Genomic DNA, 15607 nt, shown 5'->3' on the forward strand with positions numbered 1-15607 from the left:
CTCTCACAGGTCCTGGGTGCGCAACCAATCCCGCAGTGCGTCGCGGGCCTTGTCGAACAGCGCCAGGGGCGGACCGGCGAACAGATTGGCCACCGCCGTCTCGCCCGCGTGCGGATGCGGGCGGGTCGGCATCACCGCCTCGACCCAGCGCATGGAGCCGGTCATCCGCTCGAGTTTGCTGGTGGAGATCTGGGTGCGCAGCACCGTGAACTCCCCGGCCTCCTCGCGCGCCATGTGCTCGCGCATCGACTCGGCGAAATCGGCCAGCTTGATATCGAACTCGGAATGGTCGACGCCGAGGTCGTAGAGTTCGGCGAGCGCCAACTTGGCCGCCTTCTCCTCGGCGATGCGCGGTTTCACATGGTCCTCGACGCCGAAGAGCCCGCGCCGGACCACCGGGTGCACCACGATCTCCTCGGCGCTCTCGTGCACCACCAGCAGGCGCACCAACTCCGCGAACAGCGTCCGCCTGTCCGCTGTCTCGTCCTGGGATTGCAGCCGATCGAGCAGGGTGCGGATCTGCTCGTGCTGCTCTGTCAGCAATTCGACTACGTCCCGGTGCATGGTCGACTCCTCGCTACTCGGGTTTGCCGGTGACGAACGCTGCCCTGACCCTAATACCCGCGACCCCCACAGGTCGCGGATTGAAAAGGGGTGTGCACTGATCGGCTACTGGAGCGGGGTCGAGAATCCGTAACTTCTGGGCCAACCCGGATACCGGGCGCGGTCTTGAAGGAGTCGACCATGAGCCGTAGCGACAGACCAGTGCGGGCGGATGCGCCGCCGAACGGTATTGCCTTGGCGCGCAATGCCCTTGGCGTTGCGGGCGTGGTATTCCTGGTGCTCGCGGCCGTGGCCCCGCTGACCGGGATGGTGGTGATCGCCGCGCTCGGGATCGCGGTCGGCAATGGCGGGGGATGGTCGCGGCCTTCGTCATCGCGACCGCCGTACTCCTGCTCTTCGCCGTCGGATACGGGCAGATGTCGCGCCTGCTCACCAACGCGGGCGGGTTCTACGCCTTCGTGGTCAAAGGGTTGGGGCCGACGCTCGGTCTGGTCGCCGGATTCCTCGCCCTGCTCGGCTACAACTGCTTCGTCGCGGGCGCGGTCGGCACCAGCGGGTTCTTCACCGCGAGCGTGCTCGGCGATGTCGTGGGCCTGCGCTGGAATTGGGGCATCTGGAGCGCGATCTCGGTGGTGCTCGTGTTCCTGTTCAGCAGGCGCGGGATCGCGGTGAGCGCCAAGGTGCTCGGCGCGTCGCTGATCCTCGAGGTGTCGATCCTGCTGGTGCTCGATTTCAGTGTGCTGTTCCGGCACGGCTTCTCGCTGTCGGTCTTCGATCCCGGCGTCGCCTTCACAGGCGGGATCGGGCTGGCGCTGCTGTTCGCCGCCAACGCCTTCATCGGATTCGAGGCGACCGCGCTGTTCGGTGAGGAGGCGAAGAATCCGCTGCGCACCGTGCCGCGCGCGACCTATACCGCGATCGGGTTCATCGGCGCGTTCGCCGCGTTCACCAGCTGGGCGGTGATCAGCGCGATCGGCGTCGAACAGGCCAAGGATGTCGCGCAGGCGCATTTGAGCACGGGCGATCTGGTATTCTCCATCTCGCGGGAGTACCTGGGCGACACGCTGACCAAAGTCATGCAGTTGCTGCTGGTGGTGAGCCTGTTCGCGGCGCTACTCGCCCTGCACAATTCCGCGACCCGCTACCTCTACGCGCTCGGTCGGGTCGGAGTGCTGCCCGCGATCCTGGGACGGACCCGCGGCAATGGCGCACCGCAGAACGCGGCCATCGCCCAGTTGAGTTTCGCCTCCGTGGTGGCCGCGATCTTCTGGCTGGCGCATCTGGATCCGGTCGCCCAGTTGACCGCGAGTATGACCGGTTTCGGCACCTTGGCGGTCCTGGCGCTGCAACTGCTCGCGGCGCTCGCGATCATCGCCCACTTCCGTCGGGCCGGGGACGCCCGCATCGTGCGGACCCTGGTCGCGCCCGGTATCGGCGCGCTGGGCCTGGCGAGCATCGTGGCCCTCGCCCTCGCGAATTTCCCCACGCTGGCTGGCTCCGATGATCCGGTGGTCGCCAGGCTGCCGTGGGTGCTGCCCGCCGTCGCGCTGGCCGCCCTCGGCTACGCCTTCCTGCTGCGCAAGCGACGACCGACGGTCTACGCCGCGCTGCGCACCGATCTCGAACGCAATCCGACCAACGAATTGGAGGAAACCGCATGACCACACTGTCCGATACCTCGACCTGGCTGCCACTGGATGGGTTGCAGCGCGGATTCGACGCCAATAAGGCCCAGCTTTCCTCGGCGCTCGCCGGTCGCACCGTCACCGTGGTCGACGAGCGCGGCACCCGCATTACCCACCGGTTCGCCGCGAACAATGTGCAATGGGACTATGTGCCCGCTGCGGGCGAAAGCCAAAACGGCACCGATGAATACGAAGCATTCGACGTGGCCGACGGGCTGATCTACGCCCAGTTCCACCACACCGACGAACCCGCCACCGCCGTGAGCCTCATGCTGGATCTCAGCAACGGGCACGCCCTGTCGATCGTGACCACCATCGCCGATCCGAAACCCGGACACACCAGGGTTCGACAGGAATTCGTGCCCTCCCGGATCGAGGGGATCGAGCCGACCGGACCGGCCCCCGCACCGACCACGGTGCTGATCGGCCGCCGCGCGCTGTGGGTCTACAGCGAAGACCACGCCTACGAGCACATCTACCTCAGCCAGCACTGGTACACCTGGCAGTGCCTGGCAGGTCCGGAACGCGGTCTCGCCGACACCGACGAGAACACCGTGTACGAACTTCGGCCGGGAATCTACGTCTTCACCTGGCGGGAGAAAGTGATCCCCTGCGCCGCCGTCACCGTCGCCGACCACCGCGATCAGCGGAATCTGCGCTCGCACGGCGCGCTGTTCGGTCTGGACGAGACCGGGAAGACGCCGACGCACTTCACCTTCGGCGCCGTCGGCCGACTGCTCAGCAATACCGCGCACCCGGCCGAACTCGATCCGGCGGGGTCATGATGGACCTGCGCCTGCGGGGCCGGACGGTACTGATCACCGGGGCGTCCTCCGGAATCGGCCGTGCCTGCGCCGAGGCCTTCGCGGCGGAGGGCGCTCGGCTCGGTCTGCTCGACCGCGACGTGCGCGGCGCGGAGTTGGCCGCTGAACTCAGCGAGATACACGGTGTGGCAGCGACTTTCGTGCACACCGACGTGACGAACGAGACCGAGGTCGCGGCGGCGGTGGCTACCGTCGCCGCCCCGGCGGGCCTCGACGCGGTGGTCGCCTGCGCGGGCGTCTCCGGCCCCTTCGGCAAGCCGCTGGCGCAGATCACTGTGCCCGAGTGGGACGCCGTCATGGCGGTCAATGTGCGCGGCCCATTTCTGCTCGTCAAACACGCACGGCGACATCTGATCTCGGCGAACTCCCCGACGGTGGTGCTGCTCGGATCGGACTCCGGATTCGTGGCCGCGCCAGGGATGCTGCCCTACAACGCATCCAAAGGCGCTGTGCTGCAACTGACTCGGGCGCTATCGGTCGAACTCGCCGAGTACGGCGTCCGCGTCAACTGCGTCTGCCCGTCGGTGGTCGACACGCCCATGGCCAGAAGGGATCTCGGCATCGAACCGGGCGGCTTCGCCGACGCGCCGTACCCGGTGCAGGATCCGGCTCAGGTCGCCTCCCACGTGCTGTACCTGACCTCGCCGGTATCGGCCGCCGTCAATGGCGTCGGTCTGGTCTCCGACTTCGGCTATCTCTGCCGATCGTCCTTTCCGGCTTGAGGGTTCTACCGGCTGGCACACGGTAATTGCCATGGAAGCTTCTACCGTTTGTTCAACGATAGCATCGAGGGCAGTTCCTACTCGAAGGAGTGCTCATGTCAACTGTCCCGGCATTGGGTGGGATCGGCCGTGAATTCGATGATTTCGCCCTGGACGAACTGCTGGCCACCGAGCCGACAGTGTTCGCGCTCGGTGAGCCGGTGCACGGTGTCACGGCATTTCCGTTGCTGCGCAATGACATCCTGCGGCATCTCGTGGGGCGCGGCTACCGGTCGATCATGCTGGAGATCGATCTGTTCGCCGCGTTCCGGGTCGACGACTATGTCAACGGGGCCGAATCCGATCCGGACGAGGTCATGGAGACCGGCTTCAGCCACGGATGGGGTGCGTTCCCGGCCAATCGCGCGCTGGTCGAATGGCTGCGCGCGCACAATGCGGGACGCCCGCCGCAGGACCGTGTGCGTTTCTACGGTTTCGACGCGCCGATCGAGATACCGGGTGTTCCGAGTCCGCGCCGCGCGCTGACCTCGGTCATCGAGTATCTACCTGCCGCGCTGCGGCCCGAATCGGCGCGCGCCGTCGCGGAACTGCTCGGCGAGGATGCGCAGTGGACGGACCCGGCGGCCGTTTTCGATCCGGCCGTCGCCCTCGGCGAGTCCGCACGCACCCACGCCCTGCGCACCATTGCCGACGATCTCGCGAGCGCCCTGCGCCGCGCCGCCCCCGACCTGGCGGCCGCCGACCCGACCGGCTACTTCGAGGCCGCCGCGCATGCGCGAACCGCCTTGGGCCTGTTGCGTTTTCACGCGACCATGGCGAATCGATCGGAGGATCGGGTCGACCAGCTGTTCAGTCTGCGCACCGAGATGATGGCCGACAACCTGCTCTCGATCCGCGCACGGGAACGGGGGCGCGGGCCGAGCCTGGTCTTCGCGCACAATCTTCATCTGCGCCGCCGGTCCGGTGCCGAAATAGGTTGGGGCAGTGCCGGATCGCTGGTCGCTAGGCATCTCGGCGACCACTATCTGTTCGTGGCCACCGATGCCGAACCCGACAGCGATCCGAACACCCTGCAGGGAATGTTGGCCGCGGCGACTACGCGCCGCGCGCTATTCCCCACCCGCGAACTTCTTGCCGCGCTCCCCACGTCGATCGGCGTCGACAAACCGATGGCGCGCGGCCATCTCCCGTTGAACCCCACCGAATTGGACCGCGCCGACGCGGTGATCTTCCTCGCCGATACCGACGGGAAGCAGCAGCAGTACTGGTAGCGGCCGGGGCCTGTGTCGACCCTAGGAGAAGTCGGCCGAGATCCAGCGATCGGGTCGAATCGTGAACAGTACGGACTCGACCCCATCCTTTCCGCGAGCGAATTCGCGCCCACCCTCCTCGCCGAGGTAGCGGATGGCGATGGCCTCGCGGACAGGTGCAGGCGTGGGCGTGGTCACCTCGATCACGGTGCCCTCGACAACCACGTACTGGTAGGGCCACTCCTCGCGCTGCACGACCACCGTCACCGAGCCCGCTTCGCGAATGAGCCGGACCTTGCGGGTCCCGGCCCCGGTGTTGATCAGAATATTCCCACCGGGGCTGTAGTCGTACCAGATCGGCACGCTCACCGGTGGCCTGCCCGCCTCGGCGGCCACGGACAACACCGCGACATGTTGCGCCGCAAGGAATTCCTGCCGCTCGACTTCATTGAACGCTCTCGGCATATCGCCGAACCCTCCTCTGTCGGTCAATAACTACCCGGGCCAACAGATGTGACGGCCGATACATTCCCGCATCAGCGGCCGGGACTCGAAATCGACCGGCGCCCAACCTAACTAGGGATCGGGACCCACGAGTCCAGTTGCACGCCGCAGGAATTCAGGATGTAGGCGACCATGGTGTAGGTGCCGATCAGGGTCAACAGTTCCAAGAGTTGTTCTTGGTTGTACGTGGTCGCGAGTTGGCGCCAGGTTTCCTCGGAGAGGATGCGGTCCGCGGACAATTCGTCCACCGCGCGCAGCAGGGCGGACTCGTGCGGGGTCCAGTCCGGTGCGTCCGGGCCGAGTGGGATGCGGTCGATATCCGCTGCGGTGAGGCCTGCTTGGGTGCCGATGAGAACGTGGTGCGCCCACTCGTATGCGGCGTGGGTGCGGTGGGCGACGCTCAGGACGACCAGTTCGCGGTCGCGGACGGGCAGTTTCCCGAGAACGAGGGCGCCGAACAGCGGGGCCAGCACCGTGAGCAGGGCAGGGTTGTTTCCGATCGTGGCGAGCGCGTTCGGCACCGGCATGGTGGCCAGATGCGCGCCGGGAAGCTCCGGGTCGACTTCCTGATCGAACAGCGGGGCCAGGATCGGACGGATCAGATCGGCGGGGGCAGGTGCGATGCGTGGAATGGTCATGGGGTTCACCGGGTTTCGTAGTGGCGGGTCAGTTCGTGCATGATCGGCATGAGTTCTCGTTCGTCGGGGGTGCCGTCGCCATTGAGTTCGCGATACACCGCACCGATATTCAGCAGCAGGCGACCGTTGTCGTCGAGGTCGGCGAAGCCGTCGAGGTCGAATTCGCGCGTGGCCTCGATGACGGTGCTGCCCCGCCCGTGCGCGGCGACGGCGTGGTCGCGCACCCGCGTCAAATAGTCGCGGAAGTGCGCGACCTCCGCCTTGCCGACCACCGGACCGTGGCCGGGGACAATGGTTTTCACGTCGAGGTCGAGGATGAGGTCACAGGCTTCGATCCACCGGTCGACCGGTCCGGAATGCACGACCGGATGGCCGCCGATGAACAGGATGTCCCCGGTGAACAGCACCCGCTGATCGGGTACGTGCACCAGGACGTCGCCCTCGGTGTGCGCCGGGCCGACCTCGATCAGGCGCACGGTGCGCGCGCCCACGCTCACCTCGAGTTCGCCGGCGAAGGCGATGGCGGGATAGGTCGGGGCGATGTCGCGAAAGTCGAAGTCCGCGAATAGTTTCGCGAGTTCGGCGAATCTCGGGTCCGCCTTGCCCGCCTCCAGGGCGGAGGTGAATCCCGCCGGACCCGCATGGCGCATCTCCCGCACCGCCGCGGCGGAGGCGATGATGGTGGACCCGGAGACGAGCTGATTGCCCCACCAGTGATCGCCGTCGCCGTGGGTATTGACCACCAGCCGGATATCGAGCGCGGGCAGCGCGCGCTCGATGGTCGCGAGCATCCGACGGGTCAGCTCGACGGTGAACAGGGTGTCCACGAGCAGGGCTTCCTCGCCGTCGCGGATCAATCCGGCGTTGCTCCAGCCCCAGGAGCCATTGGGTTGCAGGTAGGCGTAGGTCGAAGGTGCGATCTCGTGCAGACCGCCGATGTACTCAGCACACATGCAGTTCCTCTATTCGATTCTCCAGTACTGGACTACAGTACACAATTAGATTGAAGTACACTCACCTCGGAAAGGGCAACCCGGTGACCGGTAATGTTCGGCAGGTGAGCGCGACAACCACGCCGGATGGCCCGGCCGCCCCCGGCAGGCTCGAACGCCGCAAACAGCAGACCCGACAGCGCCTGATGACGGCCGCGCAGGAACTGTTCGTCCGGCGCGGCTACGAGGCCACCACCTACGACGAGATCGCCCAGCGCGCCGATGTCGCGCGCCAGACCGCGTTCAACCACTTCCCCCGCAAAGAGGACTTTCTGCGCGCGTGGACCGAGCAGCGGCGCGCGAACCTGCGAGACCTACTGTCCCAGAGCGCATTCCAACAGATCTCGGCACCCGACCAACTCACCGCCTACCTGCGTGTCCTGGCCGAATTCAATCGCACGGACCGTGAGGTCGGTTCCTTGCTGGCCAAGATATTCGCCTCCGGAGCAGGCTTCGCGCTCGCCGAGACCGCCCCCGACGCCTTCGCCGCGAGCATCCGGCACGGCATCCGCCACGGCGATTTCGCTCCCGATATCGATCCGGACCTGGTGGCCGAGGTCGTTTTCGACAGCTACCTGTGCACACTGGGCCGCTGGCTGCGCCAAGACCCGCCCTTCGACCTCGCCGACGCGCTGATCCGCAAGCTCGAAGTGATCCTCGACGGAATCCGGCCCGCCCGCTGAGCGATTCAGCGGGCGGGTCCGCGCCGATCACTCCCGACGTGCCACCCCGCCCGCGTTGGCAGGCCAGTCGCAGTAGCCGGCGTTGCGATTCCACACCAACCCCTGCGGACACGACTGCAGAGTCCCGACATTATTCTTGCACTGGATATATTTGGTTTGGTCCGCCGGATATCCGAAGTTCCCATCCGGTTTCGGGCAGGCATAGGCCGCGATCTCGCGCACTTCGGCACGAGCGGGTGACGCGGCGGCGAACAACATCCCGGAACCGGCAAGCAGTGCGGCGACGGGCAGAGCGAGGACACGCACGAATTCCACGATCGTCTCCTTCGATTGTTGGTGCAGCCTCCGCATCATCGCATGTGGCAGGTGATCCCGAGGTCGGCTCCGCGGAGTCGATTCGGATCGTTGTCGCACCGTTCGACCGGCGTTGATCCACCCCTGCGGATTCGTAATCGCCTGAATCGCAGGCTAATACGAGTTGTACAGTGGGAAGAGTCGCCGATTCAGGGAAGGTGTCATCGTGGGGGAACGCGTACTGGTGGTGGGCGCCGGACTGGCCGGGCTGGCGAGTGCGGCATTTCTGGCGCGGCGCGGAGTCGAGGTGCTGCTGGTCGAGCGGCGCTCGGGGACTTCGCTACTGCCCAGGGCGGTCGGCCAGAATCAGCGGACCATGGAATTGCTCGGCTTCGCCGGGATCGCCGACGATGTGCCCGGCGTGCGTCCCTCGCAGACCGCGTTCCCGGTCCGGGTCGCGGCCACCGCGACCGGCCCGACCCTCCGCGAGATCCTTCCCGAAGCCGTTGATCCGCGCGTGGATTCACTGTCCCCCGCTCTCATCGGAACCCTGGGACAGGAGAAGTTGGAGCCCGTGCTGCGCGCGCACGCCGAGAAGTACGGTGCGGAACTGTGTTTCGATACCGAACTGGTGTCCTTCGATCAGGACTCGGACGGCGTCACCGCCGTACTGCGTTGGGGAGCCGATACCACGACGGTTCGGGCCGCCTATCTCGTTGCCGCCGACGGCAATCGCAGCGGTATCCGCTCGGCGCTGGGCATCGACCGGCACGGCCCCGGCGGCCTGGCCCACAATGTGAGCATTATCTTCGACGCCGATTTGCGAGAGGCGCTCGCCGCGCATCCATTCGGGCTCACGGTGCTCCACAATGACTATGCCCCCGGCATTTTCATCACTCTCGACCATGCGATCGATCGCCACCTGCTGAGCGTCGGCTACGACCCCGCCGCCGGGCAGTCACTCGAGAGCTTCACTCCGGAACGCTGTGTCGAGCTGATTCGCCTGGTCACCGAATCCCCTGTGCTGCAACCGCGAATCCAGTTGATCCAACCGTGGGAGACCGCGGCCGCGGTTGCCGACCGCTTTCGCGACGGCCGGATCCTCCTCGCGGGTGACGCGGCGAAGGTCACCCCGCCCAGTGGAGGTCTCGGCGGCAATACCGCCATCGGCGACGCCTACGACCTGTCCTGGAAGCTCGCCGCGGTTCTGAAAACAACCGCGGGTCCTGGCCTGCTCGATACCTATGACGCCGAACGGCGTCCCATCGCCGACCGTGTCATTACCGAGGCGCTGCGCCTGCTGTCGGCGCGCACCCCGGCTCTCGCCGATCCGTCCGTTGTCGCCGAGGCGAGCACGACGGTCACCGAGGATTCCTCCGCCACCGACCGCAGGCGCCTGACGGAGCTGGTTCTCGGTTTTCGCTACCGCTCCTCGGCGATACTCGCCGCGGATCCCGCCGACAGCGAAGATCCCTACAACCCCACCGGCCGCCCCGGTTTCCGCGCACCCCACATCCGACTCCGGCGCGACGATGAGACCTTCTCCACCGTAGACCTTTTCGGCGATACCTTCGCACTGCTCACCGGTCCGGACGGCCACCTCTGGACCGATGCGGCAGCGCAGGCCGCCGAGCGTCTTCGGATCATGCTTCCCACTCATCCGATCGGCGATCAACTGACCGATATCGACGGCGACTTCCTCCGCCGATACGGCATCGGCCCCTCCGGTGCGACCCTGATCCGCCCCGACGGTGTCATCGCCTGGCGCAGCCCCGAGACACCCGAGCATCCCACCGATGTCCTGATCGAAGTTCTCACCGCGATTCTGGCGCGATAGTCGCGGATTCTGCCCCGTCCCGGAACTCCTTGGTGCACAAGGTATTAGGTGTCGCGCATTTCGGTGCCGGATCAGGCCCGCAATGAGATGCTGGTCGAGCGAGTGTCGCGACGAGTCGACCGGGGTGAGGTCATGAGGACGTTCTGGTTTCGGAGTCGAGCGCTGGCGGCCCTCGCCTTCGCCTGCGCACTGCTGCTCACCGCGTGCGGCGGCGCTACCGAGCAGAGCGGGCCGAAAACGCACCTCACCATCGGCGCGCTACCGATCCTGGACGACGCGCCCCTGTTCATCGCGGTGCAGGAGGGGTTCTTCAAACAGGAGGGCCTGACGGTGAGCACCAAGATCGTCGCCCAGAGCACCCAGGCGCTGCCCAGCCTGCTGCACGGTGATATCGATATCATCAGCGGCGGCAACTATGTCTCCTATTTTCAGGGAAACGCCCGCGGCGCCTTCGACGTTCAGGTTCTCGCCGCCGCCTCCACCTGCGCGTCCGACGCGTTCGGCGTTCTGACGCTGCCGGATTCGGGTGTGCGCACGCCTGCGGATCTGGCGGGCAAGAAGATCGCGGTCAATCTCGTCAACAATGTGCAGACCCTGCTCGGTGACACGCTCTTGAAATCGTCCGGGATCGATACCGGCGGCATCCACTACGTGCAGATCCCTTTCGCCGAGATGGATCGCGCGCTCAGCGCGCACCAGGTCGACGCGATCAGCGTGGTCGAGCCGTTCCTCAGCGGCGCGCAGCACAGCGGCGCGGTCCAGGTGATGTCCCTGTGCACCGGCCCCACCGAGAAATTCCCGCTCTCCGGGTATTTCGCGACGCGGGACTGGGTCGGCAAGAATCCGCTGGCCGCGCGGGCCTTCCAGCGCGCCATGGCCCGCGCCCAACAGGTGGCCACCGACAATCGTGCCGCCGTGGAGCGGATCATTCCCACCTACACCGCCATCGGCGCGCAGGACGCCCAGCGCATTCGGCTCGGCGGCTATCCGGTCGGCACCGACGCCGAGCAGTTGCAGCGCGTCGCGGATCTGATGAAGCAGGGCGGCATGCTCGACGCGCCCCTGGATGTGCGCCCCCTCATCTACCACCCGTAGGAGCCGCATGCTCGAGGTAAGCGAACTGACCCACGCCTACGGGGCGAAAGGCAAGTCCCATCAGGCACTCTCGGGCCTGAGCCTGACGGTGGCGCGCGGCGAGTTGGCGAGTGTGGTCGGGCCGTCCGGATGCGGGAAGTCGACGCTGCTGCGCTGCGTCTGCGGGCTGACGCGTCCCGATGGCGGGCGGATCACCGTGGACGGCACCCTCGTCACGCAGGTGCCCGAAGGGCTGGCGATCGTCTTCCAGGACTACAGCCGCTCCCTGTTTCCATGGCTCGACGTGCGGGATAATGTCGCACTTCCCTTGCGCCGCAGCGTGCATGGCCGCCGCAGCCGTCGGGAGGCGGCGCAGGCCGCGCTCGACGCGGTGGGGCTCGCGGAGGCGGCGCGGCGCTATCCCTGGCAGCTCTCGGGGGGTATGCAGCAGCGGGTCGCCATCGCGCGCGCCCTGGCCTACGAGCCGCGGCTGCTGCTGATGGATGAGCCCTTCGGCTCGGTGGACGCGCAGACCAGGGAGGATCTGGAGGATCTGCTGCTGCGGGTGCGCGCGGAGCGCGCGATCACCATCGTGCTGGTCACCCACGATATCGACGAGAGCGTCTACGTGGGCGATCGGGTGCTGGTGCTCAGTCGCGCACCGGGCCGGGTGATCGCGGACCTGCCCGTCGACCTGCCCCGCGAACGGGACCAGATCGGCACCCGAGAACTGCCCGAATTCGTTCGGCTGCGCGCCGAGGTGGGGCGTTTGATTCGCGGCCGCCCAGCCGAAATCGCCCGCACCGCGACGGATGAGCGCCGATGAGCATGGTGGGCCTGCGGCGCGGCGCGACCGGCGTGGTGGTGCTGCTCGTCCTCGCGGAAGTCCTCGCCCGCACCGGAACAGTGCACCTACCACCGGCATCGACCGTGCTGGACAGGGCGTTTCGACTGCTGGGCGACGCGGGATTCCGCGCCGATCTCGTCGCTACCGTAAGGGCCTGGGCCATCGGGACTTTCCTCGCGGTGCTGGTCGCGGTGCCCGTCGGGCTGGTCCTCGGCAGTCTGCCCGTGGTGCGGACGGCCACCCGCGCGATCGTGGAACTGCTGCGGCCGATTCCGTCGGTGGCGCTGATTCCGTTGGCCGGGTTGGTCATCGGGTCCGGATTGCCGATGACGGTCGCGCTGATCGTCTACGGCGCGGTCTGGCCGGTGCTGTTCAACACGATCTACGGACTCGACAGCGTGGATCCGCTGGCCAAGCAGACGCTGCGTTCCTTCGGATTCTCGCCCGCGAGCGTGCTGCTGCGGGTCTCGCTGCCCAGCGCGGCGCCGTTCATCGCCACCGGAATTCGACTCGCCTCATCGATCGCGATCATCCTCGCCGTCGGCACCGGCATTGTGGCGGGCCGAATGAACGGTTCCGGTCTGGGCGCGTTCATCGCCGACGCCGATTCCGGTGCGGGCAATACCGCGTTGGTCTTGGCCGCCACGCTGTGGGCGGGGATTCTCGGTGTGGTGCTCGATATCCTCGCCGTGGCGGCGGAGCGCCGAATCTTCCACTGGCACAGCGCCTATGCCGGAGCCGTCGAATGAGAGCGGCGCTGTGGCGGTGGGTGGTTCTGGTGGCCGGTCTCGGAGTGTGGCAGGTATGGGCGCTCGCGGCGCGCAGCCCGTTCTTCCCGCCGCCCGACCGGATCGCGGCGCGCATGTACCGAATGTGGTTCTCCGGACCGGTTTCCCACCTGTTCCTCACCTCCGGCGCGCTCGGCAATATCGTGCCGAGTCTGCTGCGGATCGGCCTCGGCTTCGGGTTGGCCGCCGTCGTCGGGATCGCGGCGGGCATCGCGGTGGGCCGCTCCCCCGTCGCGGCCGGGTATCTCGAGCCGATCCTGCGGTTCTGTCGGGCACTGCCGGTGGTGGCGCTGGTGCCCGTATTCCTGGTCCTGTTCCGCATCGGCACCCAAATGGAGGTGGCGGCCATCGCATTCGGCTCGGTGTGGCCGGTGCTGATCAACACCGCCGCCGGGGCCGCAGCGGTGGATCCGGTCCAGGTCCAGACCGCGCGGGTTTTTCGGCTCTCCCGGCGAGAACGGTTGACCGCGTTGGTCATTCCGGCCTCGCTGCCGAAGATCTTCGCCGGTCTGCGCATCGGGATGTCCATCGCGCTGATCATGATGGTGATCTCCGAACTCGTCGGCGCCACCGACGGGATCGGCTATCAGCTCAATGACGCGTCCACCTCGTTCGATCTGCCGAGTCTGTGGGCGGCGATCGCACTGCTCGGCATACTGGGTTATCTGCTCAACGGTCTGTTGCTGGTGCTCGAACGGCGATTGCTGGTTTGGGAAGCGTCCCGTTGATCAGGTGTACGACACGGGGCGGGCACCCGGTCGACGGTCAGGTAGGCGGCACCCTTCAGAATGGGGCACGACCCGGTGACCGAAAGGGCGATGATTCACATGGACGCGAAATCCCAGGGACAGTACGCGGATTACCAGAACGAGATCTACTTCGGTGGACTCCTCGGCGTGCAACCCACCCTGCCGATGGACTACGCCGAACTGGAAGCGCGGGCGAGGGCGGCATTGCCGCCCTCGGTGCTGTCCTACGTGGCGGGCGGCGCGGGCGAGGAGACCACCCAGCGGGCCAATGTGACGGCCTTCGAGCGCTGGGGGCTGATACCTCGGATGCTGGTCGGCGCCAAGCACCGCGATCTGTCCGTCGACCTGTTCGGACAGCGCCTGCCCTCGCCGCTGTTCATGGCTCCCGTCGGTGTGCTCGGCATCTGCGCGCAGGACGGTCACGGCGACCTGGCCACCGCCCGCGCCGCCGCCAAGAGCGGCGTTCCGATGATCGCCTCCACCCTCACCAACGACCCGATGGAACAGGTGGCCGCCGAATTCGGTGACACCCCCGGATTTTTCCAGCTCTACACCCCGACCGACCGCGCGCTGGCCGAAAGTCTGGTGCGGCGCGCCGAGGCCGCCGGATACAAAGGCATCGTCGTCACCCTCGACACCTGGATTCCGGGTTGGCGTCCCCGCGACCTCGCGACAAGCAACTTCCCGCAGTTGCGCGGCCACGCCCTGGCCAACTACACCTCCGATCCGGTCTTCCGCGCCCGTCTCGCCAAAACCCCGCAGGAGGATCCGCGCGCCGCCATCCTCGAATGGATCCAACTCTTCGGCAATCCCCTCACCTGGGACGACCTGCCCTGGCTGCGTTCGCTCACGGACCTGCCGCTGATCCTCAAAGGACTGTGCCACCCGGACGATGTCCGCCGCGCCAAAGACGGTGGCGTGGACGGCATCTACTGCTCCACCCACGGTGGCCGCCAAGCCAATGGCGGCCTGCCCGCCCTTGAAGCACTGCCCGGTGTGGTCGAGGCCGCAGGCGACCTCCCCGTTCTGTTCGACTCCGGCATCCGCTCCGGCGCCGACATCATCAAAGCGCTGGCGCTCGGCGCGACCGCTGTCGGCGTCGGCCGCCCCTACACCTACGGCCTGGCCATCGGCGGCACCGACGGCATCGTCCACGTCCTGCGTTCCCTGCTGGCCGAAACCGACCTCATCATGGCCGTGGACGGCTACCCGACCCTCGATTCCCTCCGCGTCCCCGGAGCGCTCCGACGGTTGTGACCAACGCTCAGAACATGCGGGGTTGCCCATTGGAGGCGGTGAGCCCACCGTCCACCGGAATGTGCACTCCGGTCAGGTAACCCGCGTCCGGACTCGCGAGAAATGCGATCACCGCCGCCACCTCCTCCGGTTCGGCGATGCGCCGCATGGGAATTCGCTGTGTGAACGCCGACACGGCGGGCTCGCTGTCGAGTATCGGCCCGGCGAGCGGGGTTCGGGTCAGACTCGGATGCACCGCGTTGACCCGAACCCCCTCGGCGGCATGATCGAGCGCCATCGCGTTGGTCAGATTGACCAACGCCCCTTTGGCGGCGTTGTAGGCGGCCAAACCCCAGTTGCCGCCCAACCCGGACAGCGACCCGACATTCACGATGCACCCGCCGACCTCCCGCAGCCACGGCAGCGCGGCGCGCGAGGCATGGAAGACGCCGTCGACATCGATGGCGAAGGTGCGCCGCCAATCCGCCGGGTCGATCTGCTCGACGGTGCCGCCCAGACCGATGGCCGCGTTGTTGACCAGCACATCGATCCGACCGAATTCTCCTGCCACCGCATCGATCAGCGCGGCGACCGAGGATTGATCGGCGACATCGGCGGTGCGCGCCACGATGGTGGCTCCGTCGGCCGCTTCGGCCGCGGTCTGCTTCAACTTGCCCTCGGTCCGTCCGACAACGACCACCGTCGCCCCCTCGCCCGCGAAGCGGTGCGCGGTGGCCGCGCCGATCCCGGAACCTCCCCCGGTGACCAGGACGACCTTGTTCGCGAATCGTCGACTCACGCCGACTCCTCTCACGCAGCTGTTTGTGCACCAACGACTTCGCCGGCGTCCGCGATCCTAGCCATCGAATGGGCTTCGCGCGGAACAGCTCTCGCTCAGCGGACCCTCGCGCTATTTCCCG

Annotated in this window: 17 protein-coding genes; 11 read left to right on the forward strand and 6 right to left on the reverse strand. The window is 67.1% G+C overall.

Annotated features, from left to right (window positions below; genetic code table 11):
* Positions 1 to 3: 3 nt before the first annotated feature.
* Positions 4 to 564 (reverse strand): hemerythrin domain-containing protein, encoded by a 561-nt coding sequence (locus tag D5S18_RS26785; protein WP_120043857.1) that lies wholly within the window; start codon positions 562 to 564, stop codon positions 4 to 6.
* Between the two features lie 353 nt (positions 565 to 917).
* Here D5S18_RS26785 and D5S18_RS26790 point away from each other — a divergent pair, with 353 nt between their 5' ends.
* The 4 genes from D5S18_RS26790 (at position 918) to D5S18_RS26805 (ending at position 5066) form a co-directional block, all read left to right on the forward strand.
* Entirely contained in the window at positions 918 to 2225 is a 1308-nt protein-coding gene (locus D5S18_RS26790; protein WP_203236927.1) for an APC family permease, read from the forward strand.
* The gene (locus D5S18_RS26795) at positions 2222 to 3034 is read left to right on the forward strand and encodes a molybdenum cofactor biosynthesis F family protein (RefSeq protein WP_120043858.1); all 813 of its coding nucleotides are present in this window, start codon (positions 2222 to 2224) and stop codon (positions 3032 to 3034) included. The genes D5S18_RS26790 and D5S18_RS26795 overlap by 4 nt, the downstream gene beginning before the upstream one ends.
* Positions 3031 to 3795 carry an SDR family NAD(P)-dependent oxidoreductase gene (locus D5S18_RS26800; RefSeq protein WP_203236928.1) on the forward strand — a complete coding sequence of 255 codons (765 nt, stop codon included), beginning with the start codon at positions 3031 to 3033 and terminating at the stop codon, positions 3793 to 3795. The genes D5S18_RS26795 and D5S18_RS26800 overlap by 4 nt, the downstream gene beginning before the upstream one ends.
* A gap of 95 nt (positions 3796 to 3890) precedes the next feature.
* On the forward strand, positions 3891 to 5066 hold the full coding sequence (locus tag D5S18_RS26805) for an erythromycin esterase family protein (RefSeq protein WP_120043860.1): 1176 nt from the start codon (positions 3891 to 3893) through the stop codon (positions 5064 to 5066).
* Between the two features lie 21 nt (positions 5067 to 5087).
* Here D5S18_RS26805 and D5S18_RS26810 read toward each other — a convergent pair whose 3' ends face one another.
* From D5S18_RS26810 to D5S18_RS26820, 3 genes are all read right to left on the reverse strand, one after another.
* Positions 5088 to 5510: a pyridoxamine 5'-phosphate oxidase family protein gene (locus tag D5S18_RS26810; protein ID WP_120043861.1), complete on the reverse strand. Its 423-nt coding sequence runs from the start codon at positions 5508 to 5510 to the stop codon at positions 5088 to 5090.
* A 107-nt stretch (positions 5511 to 5617) separates the two neighbouring features.
* A complete protein-coding gene (locus D5S18_RS26815; RefSeq protein ID WP_120043862.1) occupies positions 5618 to 6187 on the reverse strand; it encodes a carboxymuconolactone decarboxylase family protein in 570 nt (189 codons plus the stop codon).
* A 5-nt stretch (positions 6188 to 6192) separates the two neighbouring features.
* Complete coding sequence (locus D5S18_RS26820) at positions 6193 to 7140, reverse strand: MBL fold metallo-hydrolase (protein WP_120043863.1); 948 nt, start codon at positions 7138 to 7140, stop codon at positions 6193 to 6195.
* Positions 7141 to 7244: 104 nt separating this feature from the next.
* Between D5S18_RS26820 and D5S18_RS26825 the strand changes: the two genes are divergently transcribed.
* The gene (locus D5S18_RS26825) at positions 7245 to 7862 is read left to right on the forward strand and encodes a TetR/AcrR family transcriptional regulator (RefSeq protein WP_147404197.1); all 618 of its coding nucleotides are present in this window, start codon (positions 7245 to 7247) and stop codon (positions 7860 to 7862) included.
* A 27-nt stretch (positions 7863 to 7889) separates the two neighbouring features.
* Here D5S18_RS26825 and D5S18_RS26830 read toward each other — a convergent pair whose 3' ends face one another.
* On the reverse strand, positions 7890 to 8177 hold the full coding sequence (locus D5S18_RS26830) for a carbohydrate-binding module family 14 protein (RefSeq protein WP_158607986.1): 288 nt from the start codon (positions 8175 to 8177) through the stop codon (positions 7890 to 7892).
* 205 nt (positions 8178 to 8382) lie between these two features.
* Here D5S18_RS26830 and D5S18_RS26835 point away from each other — a divergent pair, with 205 nt between their 5' ends.
* The 6 genes from D5S18_RS26835 (at position 8383) to D5S18_RS26860 (ending at position 14708) form a co-directional block, all read left to right on the forward strand.
* The gene (locus D5S18_RS26835) at positions 8383 to 9993 is read left to right on the forward strand and encodes an FAD-dependent oxidoreductase (RefSeq protein ID WP_203236929.1); all 1611 of its coding nucleotides are present in this window, start codon (positions 8383 to 8385) and stop codon (positions 9991 to 9993) included.
* 48 nt (positions 9994 to 10041) lie between these two features.
* Positions 10042 to 11088 carry an ABC transporter substrate-binding protein gene (locus tag D5S18_RS26840; protein ID WP_120043866.1) on the forward strand — a complete coding sequence of 349 codons (1047 nt, stop codon included), beginning with the start codon at positions 10042 to 10044 and terminating at the stop codon, positions 11086 to 11088.
* A 7-nt stretch (positions 11089 to 11095) separates the two neighbouring features.
* On the forward strand, positions 11096 to 11893 hold the full coding sequence (locus D5S18_RS26845) for an ABC transporter ATP-binding protein (RefSeq protein WP_120043867.1): 798 nt from the start codon (positions 11096 to 11098) through the stop codon (positions 11891 to 11893).
* Positions 11890 to 12663, forward strand: coding sequence for an ABC transporter permease (locus D5S18_RS26850; protein WP_120043868.1), 774 nt, complete (start codon positions 11890 to 11892; stop codon positions 12661 to 12663). Before D5S18_RS26845 ends, D5S18_RS26850 begins: the two co-directional genes overlap by 4 nt.
* Positions 12660 to 13430 (forward strand): ABC transporter permease, encoded by a 771-nt coding sequence (locus D5S18_RS26855; protein WP_120043869.1) that lies wholly within the window; start codon positions 12660 to 12662, stop codon positions 13428 to 13430. Before D5S18_RS26850 ends, D5S18_RS26855 begins: the two co-directional genes overlap by 4 nt.
* Before the next feature lie 99 nt (positions 13431 to 13529).
* On the forward strand, positions 13530 to 14708 hold the full coding sequence (locus D5S18_RS26860) for an alpha-hydroxy-acid oxidizing protein (RefSeq protein WP_120044088.1): 1179 nt from the start codon (positions 13530 to 13532) through the stop codon (positions 14706 to 14708).
* A gap of 7 nt (positions 14709 to 14715) precedes the next feature.
* Here the strand turns inward: D5S18_RS26860 and budC are convergent, their stop codons facing one another.
* Positions 14716 to 15486, reverse strand: a complete 771-nt coding sequence (gene budC, locus D5S18_RS26865) for a meso-2,3-butanediol dehydrogenase (protein ID WP_203236930.1) — start codon at positions 15484 to 15486, stop codon at positions 14716 to 14718.
* Positions 15487 to 15607: the final 121 nt, after the last annotated feature.

Origin of the sequence: Nocardia panacis, from assembly GCF_003598715.1 — a bacterium.
Taxonomy (GTDB): Bacteria; Actinomycetota; Actinomycetes; order Mycobacteriales; family Mycobacteriaceae; genus Nocardia; species Nocardia panacis.

Bases quoted from the DNA above. Each gene is read 5' to 3' on its own strand.
- D5S18_RS26860 (WP_120044088.1), top strand. From the start codon at position 13,530: ATGGACGCGAAATCCCAGGGACAGTACGCGGATTACCAGAACGAGATC.
- D5S18_RS26785 (WP_120043857.1), bottom strand. From the start codon at position 564: ATGCACCGGGACGTAGTCGAATTGCTGACAGAGCAGCACGAGCAGATC.
- D5S18_RS26815 (WP_120043862.1), bottom strand. From the start codon at position 6,187: ATGACCATTCCACGCATCGCACCTGCCCCCGCCGATCTGATCCGTCCG.
- D5S18_RS26810 (WP_120043861.1), bottom strand. From the start codon at position 5,510: ATGCCGAGAGCGTTCAATGAAGTCGAGCGGCAGGAATTCCTTGCGGCG.
- D5S18_RS26805 (WP_120043860.1), top strand. From the start codon at position 3,891: ATGTCAACTGTCCCGGCATTGGGTGGGATCGGCCGTGAATTCGATGAT.
- D5S18_RS26850 (WP_120043868.1), top strand. From the start codon at position 11,890: ATGAGCATGGTGGGCCTGCGGCGCGGCGCGACCGGCGTGGTGGTGCTG.
- D5S18_RS26800 (WP_203236928.1), top strand. From the start codon at position 3,031: ATGATGGACCTGCGCCTGCGGGGCCGGACGGTACTGATCACCGGGGCG.
- D5S18_RS26845 (WP_120043867.1), top strand. From the start codon at position 11,096: ATGCTCGAGGTAAGCGAACTGACCCACGCCTACGGGGCGAAAGGCAAG.
- D5S18_RS26790 (WP_203236927.1), top strand. From the start codon at position 918: ATGGTCGCGGCCTTCGTCATCGCGACCGCCGTACTCCTGCTCTTCGCC.
- D5S18_RS26855 (WP_120043869.1), top strand. From the start codon at position 12,660: ATGAGAGCGGCGCTGTGGCGGTGGGTGGTTCTGGTGGCCGGTCTCGGA.
- D5S18_RS26795 (WP_120043858.1), top strand. From the start codon at position 2,222: ATGACCACACTGTCCGATACCTCGACCTGGCTGCCACTGGATGGGTTG.
- D5S18_RS26820 (WP_120043863.1), bottom strand. From the start codon at position 7,140: ATGTGTGCTGAGTACATCGGCGGTCTGCACGAGATCGCACCTTCGACC.